Source organism: Shimia aestuarii (assembly GCF_900114635.1).
Classification (GTDB): Bacteria; Pseudomonadota; Alphaproteobacteria; order Rhodobacterales; family Rhodobacteraceae; genus Shimia; species Shimia aestuarii.
The window spans coordinates 921,566-937,236 of record NZ_FOTQ01000001.1; the positions used below are offsets into that span (position 1 = coordinate 921,566).

The 15,671-nt window shown below is 62.6% G+C and carries 14 protein-coding genes; 3 read left to right on the plus strand and 11 right to left on the minus strand.

All coding sequences use genetic code 11. The annotated features are described in order from the left end of the window. Positions 1–3: 3 nt before the first annotated feature. The 7 genes from BMZ35_RS04660 to BMZ35_RS04690 form a co-directional block, all read right to left on the minus strand. Positions 4–1,641: an ABC transporter ATP-binding protein gene (locus tag BMZ35_RS04660; protein ID WP_093091335.1), complete on the minus strand. Its 1,638-nt coding sequence runs from the start codon at positions 1,639–1,641 to the stop codon at positions 4–6. Further along, positions 1,638–2,453, minus strand: a complete 816-nt coding sequence (locus tag BMZ35_RS04665; RefSeq protein ID WP_093091337.1) for an ABC transporter permease — start codon at positions 2,451–2,453, stop codon at positions 1,638–1,640. The genes BMZ35_RS04660 and BMZ35_RS04665 overlap by 4 nt, the downstream gene beginning before the upstream one ends. A gap of 13 nt (positions 2,454–2,466) precedes the next feature. Further along, positions 2,467–3,423, minus strand: a complete 957-nt coding sequence (locus BMZ35_RS04670) for an ABC transporter permease (protein ID WP_093091339.1) — start codon at positions 3,421–3,423, stop codon at positions 2,467–2,469. Position 3,424: 1 nt separating this feature from the next. Then, positions 3,425–5,005 (minus strand): ABC transporter substrate-binding protein, encoded by a 1,581-nt coding sequence (locus BMZ35_RS04675; protein WP_093091341.1) that lies wholly within the window; start codon positions 5,003–5,005, stop codon positions 3,425–3,427. Between the two features lie 107 nt (positions 5,006–5,112). Beyond that, positions 5,113–7,101, minus strand: coding sequence for a CocE/NonD family hydrolase (locus BMZ35_RS04680; RefSeq protein ID WP_093091343.1), 1,989 nt, complete (start codon positions 7,099–7,101; stop codon positions 5,113–5,115). 84 nt (positions 7,102–7,185) lie between these two features. Further along, a complete protein-coding gene (locus BMZ35_RS04685) occupies positions 7,186–7,443 on the minus strand; it encodes a CBU_0592 family membrane protein (RefSeq protein ID WP_093091345.1) in 258 nt (85 codons plus the stop codon). A 10-nt stretch (positions 7,444–7,453) separates the two neighbouring features. Beyond that, on the minus strand, positions 7,454–8,266 hold the full coding sequence (locus BMZ35_RS04690) for an IclR family transcriptional regulator domain-containing protein (RefSeq protein WP_165610001.1): 813 nt from the start codon (positions 8,264–8,266) through the stop codon (positions 7,454–7,456). Between the two features lie 99 nt (positions 8,267–8,365). Between BMZ35_RS04690 and BMZ35_RS04695 the strand changes: the two genes are divergently transcribed. The 3 genes from BMZ35_RS04695 to BMZ35_RS04705 all read left to right on the plus strand — a co-directional run bounded on the left by BMZ35_RS04695 (position 8,366) and on the right by BMZ35_RS04705 (position 12,055). Continuing rightward, a complete protein-coding gene (locus BMZ35_RS04695; RefSeq protein ID WP_093092562.1) occupies positions 8,366–9,685 on the plus strand; it encodes a Rieske 2Fe-2S domain-containing protein in 1,320 nt (439 codons plus the stop codon). A 95-nt stretch (positions 9,686–9,780) separates the two neighbouring features. Next, positions 9,781–11,247, plus strand: a complete 1,467-nt coding sequence (locus BMZ35_RS04700) for a glutamine synthetase family protein (protein ID WP_093091349.1) — start codon at positions 9,781–9,783, stop codon at positions 11,245–11,247. A gap of 4 nt (positions 11,248–11,251) precedes the next feature. Further along, positions 11,252–12,055, plus strand: coding sequence for an arylamine N-acetyltransferase family protein (locus BMZ35_RS04705; protein WP_093091351.1), 804 nt, complete (start codon positions 11,252–11,254; stop codon positions 12,053–12,055). Between the two features lie 33 nt (positions 12,056–12,088). On the opposite strand, the gene BMZ35_RS04710 is transcribed toward BMZ35_RS04705, so the two are convergent. Genes BMZ35_RS04710 through BMZ35_RS04725 form a run of 4 tightly spaced genes read right to left on the minus strand, consistent with a single transcriptional unit; the run spans position 12,089 to position 15,481 of the window. After that, a complete protein-coding gene (locus BMZ35_RS04710; protein WP_093091353.1) occupies positions 12,089–12,703 on the minus strand; it encodes a trimeric intracellular cation channel family protein in 615 nt (204 codons plus the stop codon). After that, complete coding sequence (locus tag BMZ35_RS04715; RefSeq protein ID WP_093091355.1) at positions 12,696–14,102, minus strand: FAD/NAD(P)-dependent oxidoreductase; 1,407 nt, start codon at positions 14,100–14,102, stop codon at positions 12,696–12,698. Before BMZ35_RS04715 ends, BMZ35_RS04710 begins: the two co-directional genes overlap by 8 nt. After that, complete coding sequence (locus BMZ35_RS04720; RefSeq protein WP_242654694.1) at positions 14,089–14,403, minus strand: 2Fe-2S iron-sulfur cluster-binding protein; 315 nt, start codon at positions 14,401–14,403, stop codon at positions 14,089–14,091. Before BMZ35_RS04720 ends, BMZ35_RS04715 begins: the two co-directional genes overlap by 14 nt. Continuing rightward, the gene (locus BMZ35_RS04725; protein ID WP_093091359.1) at positions 14,381–15,481 is read right to left on the minus strand and encodes an NAD(P)/FAD-dependent oxidoreductase; all 1,101 of its coding nucleotides are present in this window, start codon (positions 15,479–15,481) and stop codon (positions 14,381–14,383) included. The genes BMZ35_RS04720 and BMZ35_RS04725 overlap by 23 nt, the downstream gene beginning before the upstream one ends. Between the last annotated feature and the right edge of the window lie 190 nt (positions 15,482–15,671).

The window sequence follows — 15,671 nt, forward strand, 5'->3', positions numbered from 1 at the left end:
AATTCAGTTCCCTGCGCTCTCCATCTTTCGGTTCGCGATCACCTCTTCCAGCCAACCCAGTTTCATTTCCGGGACCGAGGACAACAGAAGGTCGGTGTAATCATCAAATGGCGGGCTCAACACGTCGGTCTTGCCGCCATAGCGCACCACCTTGCCCTGGTACATCACCGCGATCGAATCCGCGATCGCCCTCACCGTGGCAAGGTCATGGGTGATGAAGAGATAGGCCACGTCCTCGATCTTCTGCAGATCCAGCAGAAGCTTGAGGATACCATCCGCCACTAGCGGATCGAGCGCACTCGTCACCTCGTCACAGATGATCATCTTGGGCTTGGCGGCCAGCGCGCGGGCGATACAGACACGTTGCTTCTGCCCCCCCGACAATTCCGCCGGATAGCGATCAATGAACCCATCGCCCATCTCGATCTCGTCCAGCAGTTCCTTGATCCGCTTGCGCTTCTCTTCGCCCCGGAGACCGAAATAGAATTCCAATGGACGCCCGATGATCGTGCCCACAGTCTGGCGGGGGTTCATCGCCACGTCCGCCATCTGGTAGATCATCTGCAATTCCCGCAAATCTTCCCGGGACCGCCCGTCAAGCGCGGCCGAGAGATCACGCCCGGCAAAATGGATATTGCCCGATCGCGGCGGCAGCAGCCCGGTGATGACCCGTGCCAGCGTTGACTTGCCCGATCCGCTTTCCCCCACCACGGCCAGAGTCTGACCGGGATGAAGCTCCACGTTCACGTCATGCAGGACGTCAAAATTCGTGCCCTTGTAGCGCGCCGTGATATGTTCGACCTTCAGCACCGGCTCCGGAGTCGGCACCTTCTCTTCGTGGTCGATCGACCGCACCGAAACCAGAGCCTTCGTATACTCTTCCTGAGGCGCGTTGATGATCTGGTCGACATTTCCGTACTCGACCATATCCCCCATCTTGAGCACCAGAATATCGTCACTCACCTGCGCCACGACGGCAAGGTCGTGGGTGATGTAAAGCGCTGCCACCCCAGTATCCCGGATCGCCTCCTTGATCGCCATCAGCACGTCGATCTGCGTCGTCACATCCAGCGCCGTGGTCGGTTCATCGAACACCACAAGGTCAGGTTCGGGACACAGCGCCAGCGCCGTCATGCAGCGTTGCAACTGTCCGCCCGAAACCTGGTGCGGATAGCGGCTACCGATGTTTTCCGGGTCAGGCAGGCCAAGCTTACCGAACAGTTCAACGGCCCGCGCCTCAGCTTCCTTCTTGGAAAACTTCCCATGCCGGATCGAGGCTTCGGTCACCTGATCCATGATCTTCTTGGCCGGGTTGAACGATGCCGCTGCCGACTGGCTGACATAGGTCACTTCGCCACCGCGCAGCGACCGTATGTCGGACAGGCCGGTCTTCAGGATGTCGCGCCCGTTGACCCAGACCTCGCCGCCGGTAATCTTCACACCGCCCCGGCCGTAGGCCATCGACGCCAGCCCGATGGTCGACTTCCCGGCGCCGGATTCCCCGATCAAGCCAAGCACCTTGCCTTTTTCAAGGTCAAAGGACACCCCATGCACGATCTCGATGTCATGCGGCTTTTCGCCGGGAGGATAGACCGTCGCGCCGATTTTCAGGTCGCGGACTTTCAGCAAGGCATCACTCATCCACGGCCCCCTTTCAGCGATGTGGTCCGGTTCAGGACCCAGTCAGCAACAAGGTTCACGCTGATCGCCAGCGTGGCAATCGCCACCGCCGGATAGAGCGCGGCACCGATGCCATAGACGATCCCGTCCTTGTTCTCTTTCACAATCCCGCCCCAGTCTGCTTCGGGCGGTTGCACCCCGAGACCAAGGAAGGACAGGGTCGACACGAACAGCACCATAAAGATGAAACGCAGCCCCATTTCCGCAACAAGCGGCGACAGCGCATTGGGCAGGATTTCCCGGAAGATGATCCATCTCCGCCCCTCTCCGCGCAGCTTGGCGGCTTCGACATAGTCCATCACGTTGATGTCCACCGCAACGGCACGGGCCAGTCGGTAGACGCGCGTGCTGTCCAGGAACCCCATCACGATGATCAGCACCGGCACCGTTACCGGCATCACCGACAAAACGACCAGCGCAAAGATCAGCGACGGGATCGACATGATCAGGTCCACGAACCGGCTCATCACCTGATCGACCCAGCCACCAATGACGGCGGCCGCAAAGCCAAGGATCGAGCCGGTGACAAAGCTCAGGATGGTCGCCATGGTTGCGATCCAGATCGTCGTACGCCCGCCATAGATCATGCGACTGAGCAGGTCTCGGCCAATGTTGTCGGTCCCCAGCCAATGCTCGGCACTCGACGGTTCCCAGACACCGCCGACGATTTCGGCCATGCCATATGGGGCGATCCAGGGCGCGAAAATCGCGACAAGGAAATAGAGCCCGGTGAAAAACAGCCCGATCAGGGCGGCCAGAGGTATGGTCTTCATCTCTCTCCCTCCCTTATTTCGGATGCCGCAGGCGCGGGTTGGCCAGGATCGACACGATGTCGGCCACCATGTTCAGCCCGATATAGACGGCAGCAAAGATCAGGCCACAGGCCTGCACCACCGGGATATCGCGCTTGCTGACGTGGTCGACAAGATACTGCCCCATGCCCGGATAGGTGAACACCACCTCGATCACCACGACCCCCACCACGAGATAGGCGAGGTTGAGCATGACCACGTTCACGATCGGAGCGATCGAGTTCGGGAAGGCGTGTTTCCAGATGATCAGGAACATCGACAACCCCTTGAGCTCGGCTGTTTCGATATAGGCCGACTGCATCACGTTCAGGATCGCCGCACGCGTCATGCGCATCATGTGCGCCAGCACAACAAGCGTCAGCACCGAGACCGGAAGGGCAATCGTGTTGAGTTTCTGACCAAGGCTCATTCCGTCGTGGATCGTCGCCACGGTCGGTGCCCATCCCAGCTTCACACCGATGAAATACATCAGCACATAGCCGATCAGGAATTCAGGGATCGAGATCGACGCCAACGTGACCGCTGAAATCAGTTTGTCGGGCCAGCGTTCGCGGTAGCGCACCGCGAGAAGACCCAGGAAGATTGCCAGCGGGACCGATACGATGGCCGCCCAGAAGGCAAGGAAAAGCGTATTTTTGAGACGGCCGCCAAGGCTCGCGGCAATATCCTGACCGTTCGTAAGGGCCGTTCCCAGGTCTCCTTGTAGCAAACCGCCCAGCCAGTTCAGGTATCGTTGCAGGGCCGGTTCGTTCAGGCCCAGTTCTTCACGCAGGTTGGCAAGGGCTTCGGGAGTCGCGGATTGCCCCAGAATGGACTGTGCGACGTCACCGGGAAGAATGATCGTACCGACAAATATCAGGATCGATACGAGGAAAAGCAGCAGTATGCCCAGCGCAAGGCGCTGGGCAACAAGTTTCAATGCCGGGTTCATATCAGCCCGTGACCCACATCTTGACCGGAGCATAGAGGTTCATCATCGAGAACCCTGCCGATGCATCCCATCCCGCGACGCCGTCGTTATGCGCGTCGACGAAGTCGTTGAACATCGGGCAGATCAGGCCACCCTCGTTGTGCAGGATCATGCCCATATCGGCATACATCTGCTTGCGCTTGCCTTCATCAAGCTCGGCCCGCGCGGCAACGAGTAGCTGGTCGAACTGTTCGTTCTTGAACCGGGTGTCATTCCAGTCTGCCGACGACAGGTAGGCGGTGGAATACATCTGGTCCTGAACCGGACGTCCGCTCCAGTAGCTGGTACAGAAGGGCTGCTTGTTCCACACTTCCGACCAATAGCCGTCATTGGGCTCGCGCTTGATCTCGAGCGGCACACCGGCCTGGGACAGCGACTGCTGGAACAGGGCCGCCGCGTCGGGCGCACCCGGGAACGAGTTGTCCGACGTACGCAGCAGAACCGGCTGGTCATGACCGGACTTCTTCCAGTGATGCGCGGCCTTCTCGGGATCATATTCACGCTGCGGCAGGTCCGTGAACAGCGGATAGGATGCGTTGATCGGAATATCGTTGCCGACCGTACCGTAGCCGAACAGGATCTTGTCCACCATCTCCTGACGGTTCATCCCGTATTTCAGCGCCAGCATGACGTCCTGGTTCGAGAAGGGATCCGTGTCGACATGCGCAATGAACACGTAATGGCCCGGACCCGACTTGCTGTGGACATTTACGCCCGGAACGCGCGACACCAATCCGGCGGTACGCGGCGGCACGCGGTTGACCATGTGGACCTGCCCCGACTGCAACGCCGCCATCCGCGCCGTGTCGTCGTTGATCACGGTCAGCTCAACCGTGGACGCATGCCCCTCGCCGTTCCAATGGTTGGCATTGTGCTCGAATACGAAACGCACACCCGGCTCAACCGATTTCAACACATAGGGGCCGGTGCCGATCGCGGCAGTCGGATCGTCGTTGCCGCCGTTGGGCTGGATCAGCAGGTGATAGTCGGTGAGCAGGTAGGGAAGGTCCGCGTTGGCGGTCTCAAGCTCGATGACGAAATCCATCCCCTCCGCACGCATCGCCTTGATGCCACGCATGATGCCAAGGGCGCCCGACTTGGTATCTTCACCCGAGTGGCGCTCCATGGTCGCCATGACGTCTTCCGCAGTCAGCGGCTTACCATTCGAAAAGGACACGCCCGAGCGGATCTTGAACGTCCAGACCCGCGCGTCCGGAGAAGAGCTGAACTCTTCAGCGAGACGCATCTCCAGCCCGCCCCCGGCTTTCAGCTCAACCAGCGGTTCGCCCCACATCCGCGACACCATCCCCTGTGTCTGGTTGGCCGAAAGCGCCGGATCAAGGCTGTCCGAAGAACCGCCGCCGCTGATCCCGACCTTGATCGTACCGCCCTTTTGCGGCCCCGCGGCCTTGACGGCCCCGGCCAGCATCGTGTTCGCGGCGACAGCCGACAGGCCAAGCGCGCCCGCGCGGCCAAGGAAGCTACGGCGCGACAGGCGCCCGGTCGCAGCCCGCAGGCTGAGATACTTCAGTTCATCATTCATGGTTTTTCTCCCGTTGGTCTTTTCGTGTTTTCCCCATGCTGCGATCCCCCCGGACCACAAATCAAGAAAAAACTTGAATAGTCATTCAAACTTTTTCGCAAGTCGCCTCAGGCCCGCGGTATTTTTGCATCCCATTTGCGTTCAAAAACCACCGCTTCACCTTCTGTGACACAGATGTCCGCCTTTACGTGAAAATCGCGTGCATCCGCTTGCAACGACACGCCGGACTCCACCCGCGCGCCCCAGCTCTCACGCGCAATCGACCGGTCCCAGCGAAAGCTGGCCGACGCGGATGTGGGCGCATCCTCGACAATGAAAAAGCGCTCTTCCACCCGAGTCCCAAGTTCCAGCCCGGTCGTCATATCCCGAAGCCTACCACGGTCCCCGACGATCTCCAGAGCCAACGACCGTTCTGCGGCATTCCGAATCAACCGCTTGGCCTCCACACCTTTGCTCAACTGTTCCAGTGTCACCGGCTTCGCGCCTTTCGGCGGGTCGAACACCCATTCGTCGCCCGTTCCGGGCGCCCGCAAAGGCAAGCGCACCAGCCCGCCTTCGATTTCCAGAACACCCATTTCCGCCTCTGGCCAGACAAAGGGCCAATAGCTCGACGACACCGCGATCCGCAGCCTGTGCCCGGCGGGCAGGTGATAGGCGCATTGATCTAGTGTCAGACGCGCGTCCACGAACTCGCCCACCGGCAGGTCAACCATTGCCTCGCGACCATCGCGCTGGCGCAGGTTCAGGAACCCGTGTGCAATCAACGCACTGGTGCCATCAGGGCGCAAATCACAGAGCCGCACGGCCACCTGCGCGCACGGCGTCTGCGACGCCACGCGCAAGACCACTTCAGGCGCCCCGATGATGTCGCGCGCGTCCTGCGTTGGAGCGCTGTCGAAACAGCAACTCAGCGCGTCGTCCGTGCGCTGATCATCCGGCAATTCTCCGGGGCCAAAACCAAACGGGAAATACTCGCCCGTACCCTGCCCACAGCCCAGCGCCGGAAACACTTTGCGCACACCACCGCCGGAAACATCTGCCAGCGTTTCGCCATTCAGATGCCAGGTTTCGACCGACCGTTCCGCCTTCCAATCGCGGATCGCGGCCCAGCGCCCCGGCCGCGTGTCATAACGCACCTTGGGCGCAACGCTGTCCATGACCCAGACACGCATCTCGGGCCAGTCCTCGGCGCCGTTTTCAATGCCCTTCAGCCAGCGGTCCCACCAACGCAGCATTTCGTCCAGAAAATCTATCCGCGGCCCTGGCACGGCAAAATGCGGGTATTTGTGGTTCCACGGCCCGACCAGCCCCTTGACCGGCGCATCAAGGTTCTCAACCAAATGCGCAACCGTGTTGCGATAGCCGTCGTGCCACCCCCCCACGCTCAGCACCGCCGCCTTGATTGCACTGTAATCCTCGCACACCGAGCCGTGTTTCCAATAGTCATCCCTCAATTGGTGCTCGATCCATTTTGCCGCCAAAAACGGTGTGTTTTCCAACCGCTCCAGCCACGTGTCGCGCCAACTATCGCCCACGATCTCGGGATCGGGGGGAAGCGCGAACCACCCCAGCACGGTCGCCGCCCAGCCGGGGTTCTCGCCCAGCATCAGCCCGCCCTTATAGTGGATGTCGTCCGCATAGCGATCCGTCGTCGAGCAGATGCTGACCACCGCCTTGAGCGGCTCCGGCGCGCGCGCGGCGATCTGCAACCCGTTGAACCCGCCCCAGCTGATCCCCATCATCCCGACGCTGCCGCTGCACCATTCTTGCTCGGCCAGCCAATTCACCACCGCGACCCCGTCCGACAGTTCCTGTTCGGAATACTCGTCGTCAAACAACCCCTCGCTGTCACCACATCCGCGCATGTCCACCCGTACGCAGGCGTATCCATGACCCGCCATATAGGGATGGGTCAGCGCGTCGCGCTCGGCGGTACCGTCCCGCTTGCGATAGGGCAGGAATTCTAGGATTGCCGGGACAGGGCCGCTTCCCATGGGTCTCCAGATGCGCGCCGACAGGTGCACGCCATCCGGCATCGGAATGGCCACATGGGGCGTTTCCTCGATTTCGAATGGAAAAGTTTCGACGATCTGCATGGCTGGCTCCCTCGTTGCCGTGCCACTAAACGCGATTTGGAATTCGCCTGTCCAAGGAATTTCGAATTTCCTTGGACCCCGGCATCACCGCCGCCGCCCAAGCCAGAGCCGCAGCAAAGCGGACAGCGCGATCAGCGCCCACAGAACCTCAATCACGATGGCGCCGAAATTCGGACGCGCCCAAAGCGACGTCAGCACTAAACCCGCCCCGAGCAGGTTCCACAGGTTGAACCCGACGCCATCTGCCGGAAGCCGCCCGCGCGTCGCCGCAAAATAGGCGGCCGCGATGACCAGCGCACCGAGGATGCCAACCCAATCCGCCCAACCGAAATCCTGAACCATATGGCGTCTCCTAGAATACCCCAGCCTGCATCAGATCACGCGCGCAGCGCCGCAAGACCACCTTGCTCGCCTCCAAGGCGCTCTCCTCCGCAAAGACGTCCTCGGCATCCGACACCCCAAGAACCGCACGCACCGCGCCCTTGCGCCCCACCGGAACGGCCACCCCCGTTACACCGCTTTCGAACTCCCCGGCGACCACCGCGCACCCCTGCGCCGCCGCCTCGGCGACTGCCGCTCTGAGCGCATCGCGCTCCGTCACGCTCGCCGCCGTATATGCCTCCAGCTCCGCCGTCGCGATCTCGGCCTCTGCCGCCTCCGGGTCTCCCCACGCCAAAAGCATCCGCCCCATGGCCGTGTGAAACAACGGCAGCCGGCTCCCGATCGTGAAGCCGAATGTCACGCCCGTGTTGCGCAATGTCGACTGTGCCACCATCAAGGCGCCGCCCTCCTCCGGCATAGCAAGAATGACCTCGCGTCCCAATTCCGCCGCCGCACCGTTCAACAACGGCTGAATGACCCGGCCAAACTGGTTCCCGCGCAGAAAGCTTCCTGCCAGCACGAGAATGCGCGGGGTAAGCGAAAACACCCGCCCCTCGCGCCGTACGTAACCCAGATGCACCAGCGTCAGAAGCAACCGCCGCGCCGCCGCGGGATCAAGCCCCGTGCGCCGCCCGATCTCGCTCAGCGTCATGTGGCTGTTGTCTTCGTCAAAGGCTTTAAGCACCGACATGCCCTTGAGAAAGGTCAGCGAAATATCCCGGTTCGGCGGCGTTTCCTTCGGCAATTTCCCAATCCCGTCAAAGCGTTCCCCCGTTCTAGGCACATGGCGCAACTCCGGTCAATCGTCACCTATGCGAAATTTCTTGCGATTATCGCAAACTTAAGCAACCATCACCGTCACCAAGCGCGACAGGAGATTCCCATGATCAGCCAGGAAATGAACGACCTCATCACCCGCATCACCCCCGGCACCCCCGCTGGCGAGGTCATGCGCCGCTATTGGCAGCCCGCCGCTCTCTCGGACGAACTGGCCGGCAACCGGCCCGTCGTCCCGGTGCGTCTTCTGGGCGAAGACCTCGTTCTGTTTCGTGACAGCGAGGGCGAACTGGGCCTGATCCAGCGCGCCTGCCCGCATCGCGGCGCCGACATGTGCTTTGGCCGTCTAGAAGACAACGGCCTGCGCTGCCCCTTCCATGGCTGGCACTTCAACCGCTCCGGCCAGTGCGTCGAGCAACCCGGCGAACCCGAAGGCTCGCGCATGCACGAAAAGATCAAGGCGACCGCCTATCCGGTGGTTGAAAAGAACGGCATCATCTTTGCCTATATGGGCCCGGGCGAACCGCCCGCCTTCCCCGATCTCGACTGTTTCCGCGCCCCCGACACCCATGTCTTTGCCTTCAAGGGCCTCTGGGAATGCAACTGGCTTCAGGCGCTTGAGGTTGGCATCGACCCGGCCCACGCCTCCTTCCTGCACCGCTTCCTGCAGGACGAAGACCCCGAGGAAGGCTATGGCAAGCAATTCCGCGACAAGGCGGCGGATACCGAGATCCCCATGACCCGCCTCCTGCGCGAATACCCACGGCCTGAGATCAGCGTCGAAGACACCGATTACGGCATGCGCATCATCGCCCTGCGTCACCTCGATGACGGGCGCACCCATGTGCGCGTCACCAACCAGATCTTCCCCGAAGCGATCTCGATCCCGATGTCGCGCGAGATGATCATCACCCAGTGGCACGTGCCCGTAGATGACGAGAACTGCTATTGGTATTCGATGTTCACCAGCTTCGACAAGCCGGTGAACAAAGAGCTGATGCGCGCACAGCGGCTCGAAGAACACGACCTGCCCTCCTATGCGCCCAAGAAAAACAAGACCAACAACTATGGCTACAACGCCGAGGAACAAGGCGCGCTGACCTATACGGGCATGGGACTTGATATCAACGTGCATGACCAATGGGCGGTCGAAAGCATGGGCGCGATCCAGGATCGGACCCGCGAACATCTCGGCAAGACCGACGCCGCCATCATTGCCTATCGCCGCAAACTGCGCGCCGCGATCAAGGCGCTTCAGGACGGCGAGGAAGAGGCGCTTCCGATGCGCAACGGCGTGGACCCGACGACGATCAAAGGGCCGATCTCCAACGACACGCTGACCAGCGACGGCGACTGGCGCAAATCCTATGAACAGGGCGATGCCGCCCGCCGTGCCGCCTGCACCGACTGGGACGCGACCATCTGAACCAAACCACCACTCACGGGCCAAGGCGCGCGCGCAAAGCTTGCCGCGCGCCCGCCCTTGGTGTTTGATCCCCTTAACACATTCATTTCAACAGGATGCGCCCCTTGACCAGCCACAGGGACAAAATTGCAAACGGCGCGCTTGCGCGACTTGGCCTCATGACGCCCGAGCGGATCGACGCGGCCACAGCACTGGCCGAAACCGTCGCGACCTCCGATCTCGAAACCATCCGTGTCCTGTTTCCCGATCAGCACGGCATCCTGCGGGGCAAGGCAATCACCGCCGCCGCCCTTCCTTCAATCCTCGCCAGCGGCATGGCCGCGCCGTCGACCCTGCTGCTCAAAGACACCTCAAGCCGAACGGTCTTCCCGGTCTGGAGCGGTGAAGCCGCCACCGACGCCGACCCGATGCGTGGCGCGGGCGACATTCTTCTCGTTCCCGATCCGGCCACCTTCCACCCCTTGCCATGGGCGCCCCATTCGGCCTGGCTGCTCTGTGACGCGCATTTCAAATCCGGCGCGGAAATCCCCTTTGCCTCCCGTACCGTCCTGCGCCGCGCGCTGGACCAACTGGGCGCGCAGAACCTCTCTCTGACCGTTGGACTCGAACTCGAATTCCACGTCTTAGAACGCCTCGACCCGGCGCCCGAACATGCCGACACCACCATGCCGGGCCAACCGCCCCGCACCCGCCCGCTTGCCCCCGGCTACCAGTTCCTGACCGACTCGCTCTACGACATGCTGGAACCGGTCATGGATGACATCCGCCGCACCGCGCAGGCGATGAACATGCCCGTCCGCTCGACCGAAGTCGAAATGGGCCCCTCGCAGTTCGAAGTCACTTTTGAGCCGTCAGACCCCATGACCCATGCCGACACGATGGTCATGTTCCGCACAATGGTAAAACAGCTCTGCGCGCGACGCGGCCTGCACGCCACCTTCATGACCCGCCCCCGGCTCGACAATATCGCCGCGTCCGGCTGGCACCTGCATCAATCCCTTACCGATACGACGGGCAAGAACCTCTTCACACCCGGCGACGACGGCAGATTGACCCCACACGCCTCTGCGTGGATCGCGGGCCTTCTGGCCCATGCCGAGGAAAGCTGCCTGCTGACCACGCCCACGGTCAACGGCTACAAACGCTACCAACCTTTTCAGCTTGCCCCCGACCGCATCCAATGGGGACAGGACAATCGCGGCGCCATGCTGCGCGCGCTCATGGCGCCGTGTGACCCGGCCAGCCGTATCGAGAACCGTGTCCCCGAAAGCGCGGCCAATCCCCACTACGTCATGGCCAGCCAGATCCTCTCGGGCCTCTCCGGCCTGGCCCGATCCCTCACTGCCCCCGCGCCGTGCGAACAACCCTACGACCCGGCGGCGCCAGCCCTGCCCAAGAGCCTTGCCGAGGCCATCGCTCATTTCGAAACCGGCACGCTCTACCGCGACGCGCTTGGGCAGGACTTCGTCGCCTACATCACCCGTATCAAGCGCGCCGAGTGGGACCGCTACGTCGGCGCCCTGTCCGAATGGGAGCAGGCCGAATACTTCAGCCTGTTCTGAGCCCATGCTGCACACCGACGCCTATCTCGCCCGCCTCGGCCTCTCCGCCCCCGTCGCGCATACGCTCGACGGGCTGACGACGCTGCAGGCGGCGCACCTGCGGTCCATCCCGTTCGAAAACCTCGACCCGCTGCTTGGCATGGTTCCCGACCTTGACCTGCATGCCATCCAGACCAAGCTGCTGGACAAGGGACGCGGCGGCTATTGCTTCGAACAGAACGCGTTGTTCGGATGTGCCCTGCGCGAGTGGGGCTTCGCCGCCGAGCCGCTCCTGGCCCGCGTCCGCAACGGCGCCCCGCATGGCGGCGCGCGCAGCCACCAGGCATGGATCGTGGCCATAGACCGCCGCGAGTACCTTGCCGATACCGGCTTTGGCGGGGCGGGCAGCATCGCGCCCATCCAGCTCGACACCGACATGGAACAGCCCACACCCAGCGGCACCTACCGTGTGCGCCACGACGACACGACCAATGAAACCGTCCTTGAAAAAAATGGCCCCGATGGCTGGTTCTCCCTGTTCAGCTTTGACCGAATCGAGGTCGCGCCAATTGATTTTCAGGCCGCCAACCATCTCTGCGCCACATGGCACGGCGCACCTTTCCGCGACAATCTCCTGATGTCACGACACCTGCCTTCGGGCCGGATCAGCCTTTTCAACCGCGCCTTTCGGGAACGGGGCGCAACAACGCTGATCAACACCCCGGAGGCGTTCGAAACCCTTCTCACGAACCGGTTCGGCCTCACCCTGCCGGGTGGTATGGCGTTGGCTGCATGGAACAGGATCAAGGATCAGCCGGTCACGCGGTAGTGCCCCGCACTTGCACATCCCCCGGGTCGCGCGTCAAACCTTCGGGCTGCGCGCGATCACGATCAGGCGCGCCACCAGCATCAGCGCGAAACACAATACCAGCGCCACCCGCTGATCCATCATCGGCGCGACGATCACGAACACGGCCCCGCCCAGCAACGAAATCGTGGCATAAAGATCTTCCTTCAAAACCGATGGCGTGACATTGCACAGGATATCGCGGATCATGCCCCCGACTGTCCCGGTGATGCAGCCAATGATCACCGCGACCAGAGGATGCGTGCCCATCTGAAGCGCCACCTCGTTCCCCACCAGCGTGAATAGCGCCAACCCGACCGCATCGAACATCATCAAGAGGCGCAACCGCCGCCCATTGCCCGATGGCAACCGGCTCCCGATGGCAAAGGCCCCGATCCCCACGGGAATGGCCGTCAGCAGATAGGTCAGGTCAGTGATCCAGAACACCGGCACCCGCCCCAGCAACAGGTCGCGCACCGTCCCGCCCCCCACGGCGGCGGCCACCGCGATCACCGTCGCACCAAAAAGATCGAGATCATGGCGCACCCCCTGAATGGCCGCCGAGGCCGCCATGACCGCTGTCGCCAGCACCGTCAGCAGGAAAACCACCTGGGCGAGCGGATCAATCATGCCCGCCTACCTGCTCCAAAGGGTCATTCGGGTCATGCAAGGCCGCAAGCGCGCCCAGCGAGACGGGTTTTATGGGCGGGCGGATCCTGAAGTACCCCACCTCATCGGGATCGACGCCCCGCTCCTCGGCCATCAACCGCGTGACCGTCAATCCACAAAACCGCCCCTGGCACCGTCCCATCCCGGCGCGGGTGAAGGCTTTGAGTTGGTCCGGCCCGGTGCATCCGCTCGTCGCCGCCGCACGAATCTCCTGCGCGCTGACCTCTTCACAACGGCACACCGTCGCCTCGTCTTCCGGCACCAGAGCAGCCTCATAAGGTGGATAGGCCCGTTCAAGAAAAGAGCGGATACTCAATTCAATCGCCCTTTTTGATATCAAGGGAAGTGCCCGCGCGTTGCGTTCCTCCAGTGTTATGCCACCTAGCGCCTGCGCAATGGCCCAGCCCGCGATCCGGCCCGATTGTTCCGCAACCTGCGCGCCGCCAATTCCCGCGCCATCCCCGGCAATCCAGATTCCTTCGACCGGTGTCCGCCCCCAGCGATCCACCTCCGGCACAAAGGCGTGCTGCCGATTGTTCCAGCGGTGCGGAACGCCGACAGCGCGCGCCGCCTGTACGTTGGGAACAACCCCGTGATGCAGCAGCACCGTGTCAGAGGCCAGTTCGTGCACCGTCCCGCCACAGCGGAAATGAACCGCTTCGACCCGACGGCGCCCCAACAGGGTCACCTCCCGGGCACCGACGAATCGTGCGATGCCTGCGTTTCGCAATTCGTTGAGCATCGCCGCGCCGCGCTGCAGATATCGCCAGCCACGAAGCGCCGCCCGCCAATGGATCAACGCCCCGCGCATATCCCCCCGCGTCTGCGTTTCCACCAGCGCACGCGGTGGGTATCCGGCCCGCAGCAACTGCACCGCGACCAGGTACAAAAGCGGACCGGAACCCACCAATACCGCGTCCCGAGTGGCAATCCCGGCCTCCTTGAGCATGATCTGAGCCGCACCGGCCGTCATCACCCCCGGCAGCGTCCAACCCGGCACCGGCATCGCCCTTTCAAGCGCCCCCGTGGCCAGCAGGACATGTTCTGCACACACCTCCTGCGCCTCATCACCGGTTACAAAGCGCACCACGCGGTCTTCGATGGACCACACCGATGCCCCGGTTACATGCGTAATGTCGCGATGCGCCAGCCCCATTGTCAGCTTGCGCCCCACGACGAAGTCTTGCCCCAACACCTTGTCACGGACCTCGGACGCGGCATCGACATTGCGAAACACCTGCCCCCCGGCGCTGCGCTGTTCGTCAAGAAGCAGAACCCGAAGCCCGGCGCCCGCTGCTTCGGTCGCCGCAGCCATACCTGCAGGTCCGGCCCCGATGACCGCCAGATCAACGCGCTTCATAGGGCCCCTCCTGTGCCTGTCCGCTCCGGCGAATGTCCATTCCCTCGCGCACCTGCATCAGACACGCTTGGCGCGACTCGCCATCCACCTCGACCAGACAGTCAAAGCATGCCCCCATCATGCAGAAGGGCGCGCGCCCCACACCGCGCTGTGCCGTGCGCCCGAACACCTTCACCCCCGCTGCCAGCAGGGCCGCGGCAAGATTGGCCCCCTCCGGCAGGCGATAGCTCTGACCGGCAAAATGCACCGCCACGTGCGGCACATCCGGCTCCAGTAGCTCAAATCGCGAATCTGGCTTCACCAAACACCTCCAGATCGGGCGCGTCCGGGCGCCCCAATAACCAATCCCCAACCAACCGCGCATGGGCAGCGGCCAATGTGATCCCGCTATGACACGTTATCAAAAACGCCCCCGGCATCACGCCGCTTTCCTGATAAACCGGCAACCCGTCCGGGGTCATCACACGCAAGGCCCCCCAACTGCGCAGCAGCTTCGCGCGCGCCAGCGCCGGGTAGGCCGCAACCGCCTCGGCGGCCAGTTGCGCCAGCCCCTTGCCGGTGACCCCGTCGTCCATACCAACCCGTTCATTCGTGGCGCTGATCTGCACCCCACCCTCGTTCACCTGCCGCGCAATCAGCGACGGGCGTCGTATCAGAGGCGGTAGCTTTTCCGTGATCAGGATCTGACCGCGTTCCGGGTTGACCGGCGTCTTGAACCCCAGCTGCGGCCCCAGCATCGCGGCGCCAAGCCCCACCGCCAGAACCACCTTTTCCGCCCGGATTTCCGGGCCATCGGCACAGGTGATGCAAAACAACCCGTCCCCCTGTGTAACCCGGCTCACCTCGCGCCCCGCCTCGATCCGCCCGCCAAGGCGCTGCACATCCTCGCTCAGCGCGCGCAACAGACGCAGCGGGTTGGCGTGCCCATCCTGATGATGCAACAAGGCCCCCACCACGCGCGGCCCAATCGCCGGCTCCTCAAGCCTGAGCGCGCGTGCGTCCAGTATCTCGTAGGGATAATCTCCGCCCAAGGCCGCCTTGAGCGCCTCGTATTTCGCGGCCCATTCGGCAAGGCTGTCTTCGCTGAAATGCAGATCCAGCCCGCCCCGTTGTTCAAGTGCCACGTTCCGGCCCGTGGAATCCTCCAACTCTACGGCAAAGTCGGACCACAAGGCGGCGGATTGCTGGCTCCAGGCAGCATAGCGCGGCTGACGGGTTCCCTTGCCCTGCACCCAGATCAGGCCAAAGTTGCCCCGGCTCGCACGCGGCGTGCGCTCGGTTCCATCAATGACAATGACGCTCTGACCATGTTTCAAAAGGCCCCATGCCACCGACAGGCCGACAACACCGCCTCCAACAATGGCAAAATCCGCGTCCATCAAACATCTCCCGAGTCGCGTGAAATTGCACGCCTGCAGGTTCAATACCGGGTTGTCATGGGGCCTGCCAACCGCACTTTGCGGTCCGTGAAATTATTTGGGGGGCTTGATGCCCCCCGATTACCTGCCTGCCTGTCCCGATGGTCCCGTGGCTTCCCGATTTTGGTGGTCTGAATTGGCGGAAAACCGA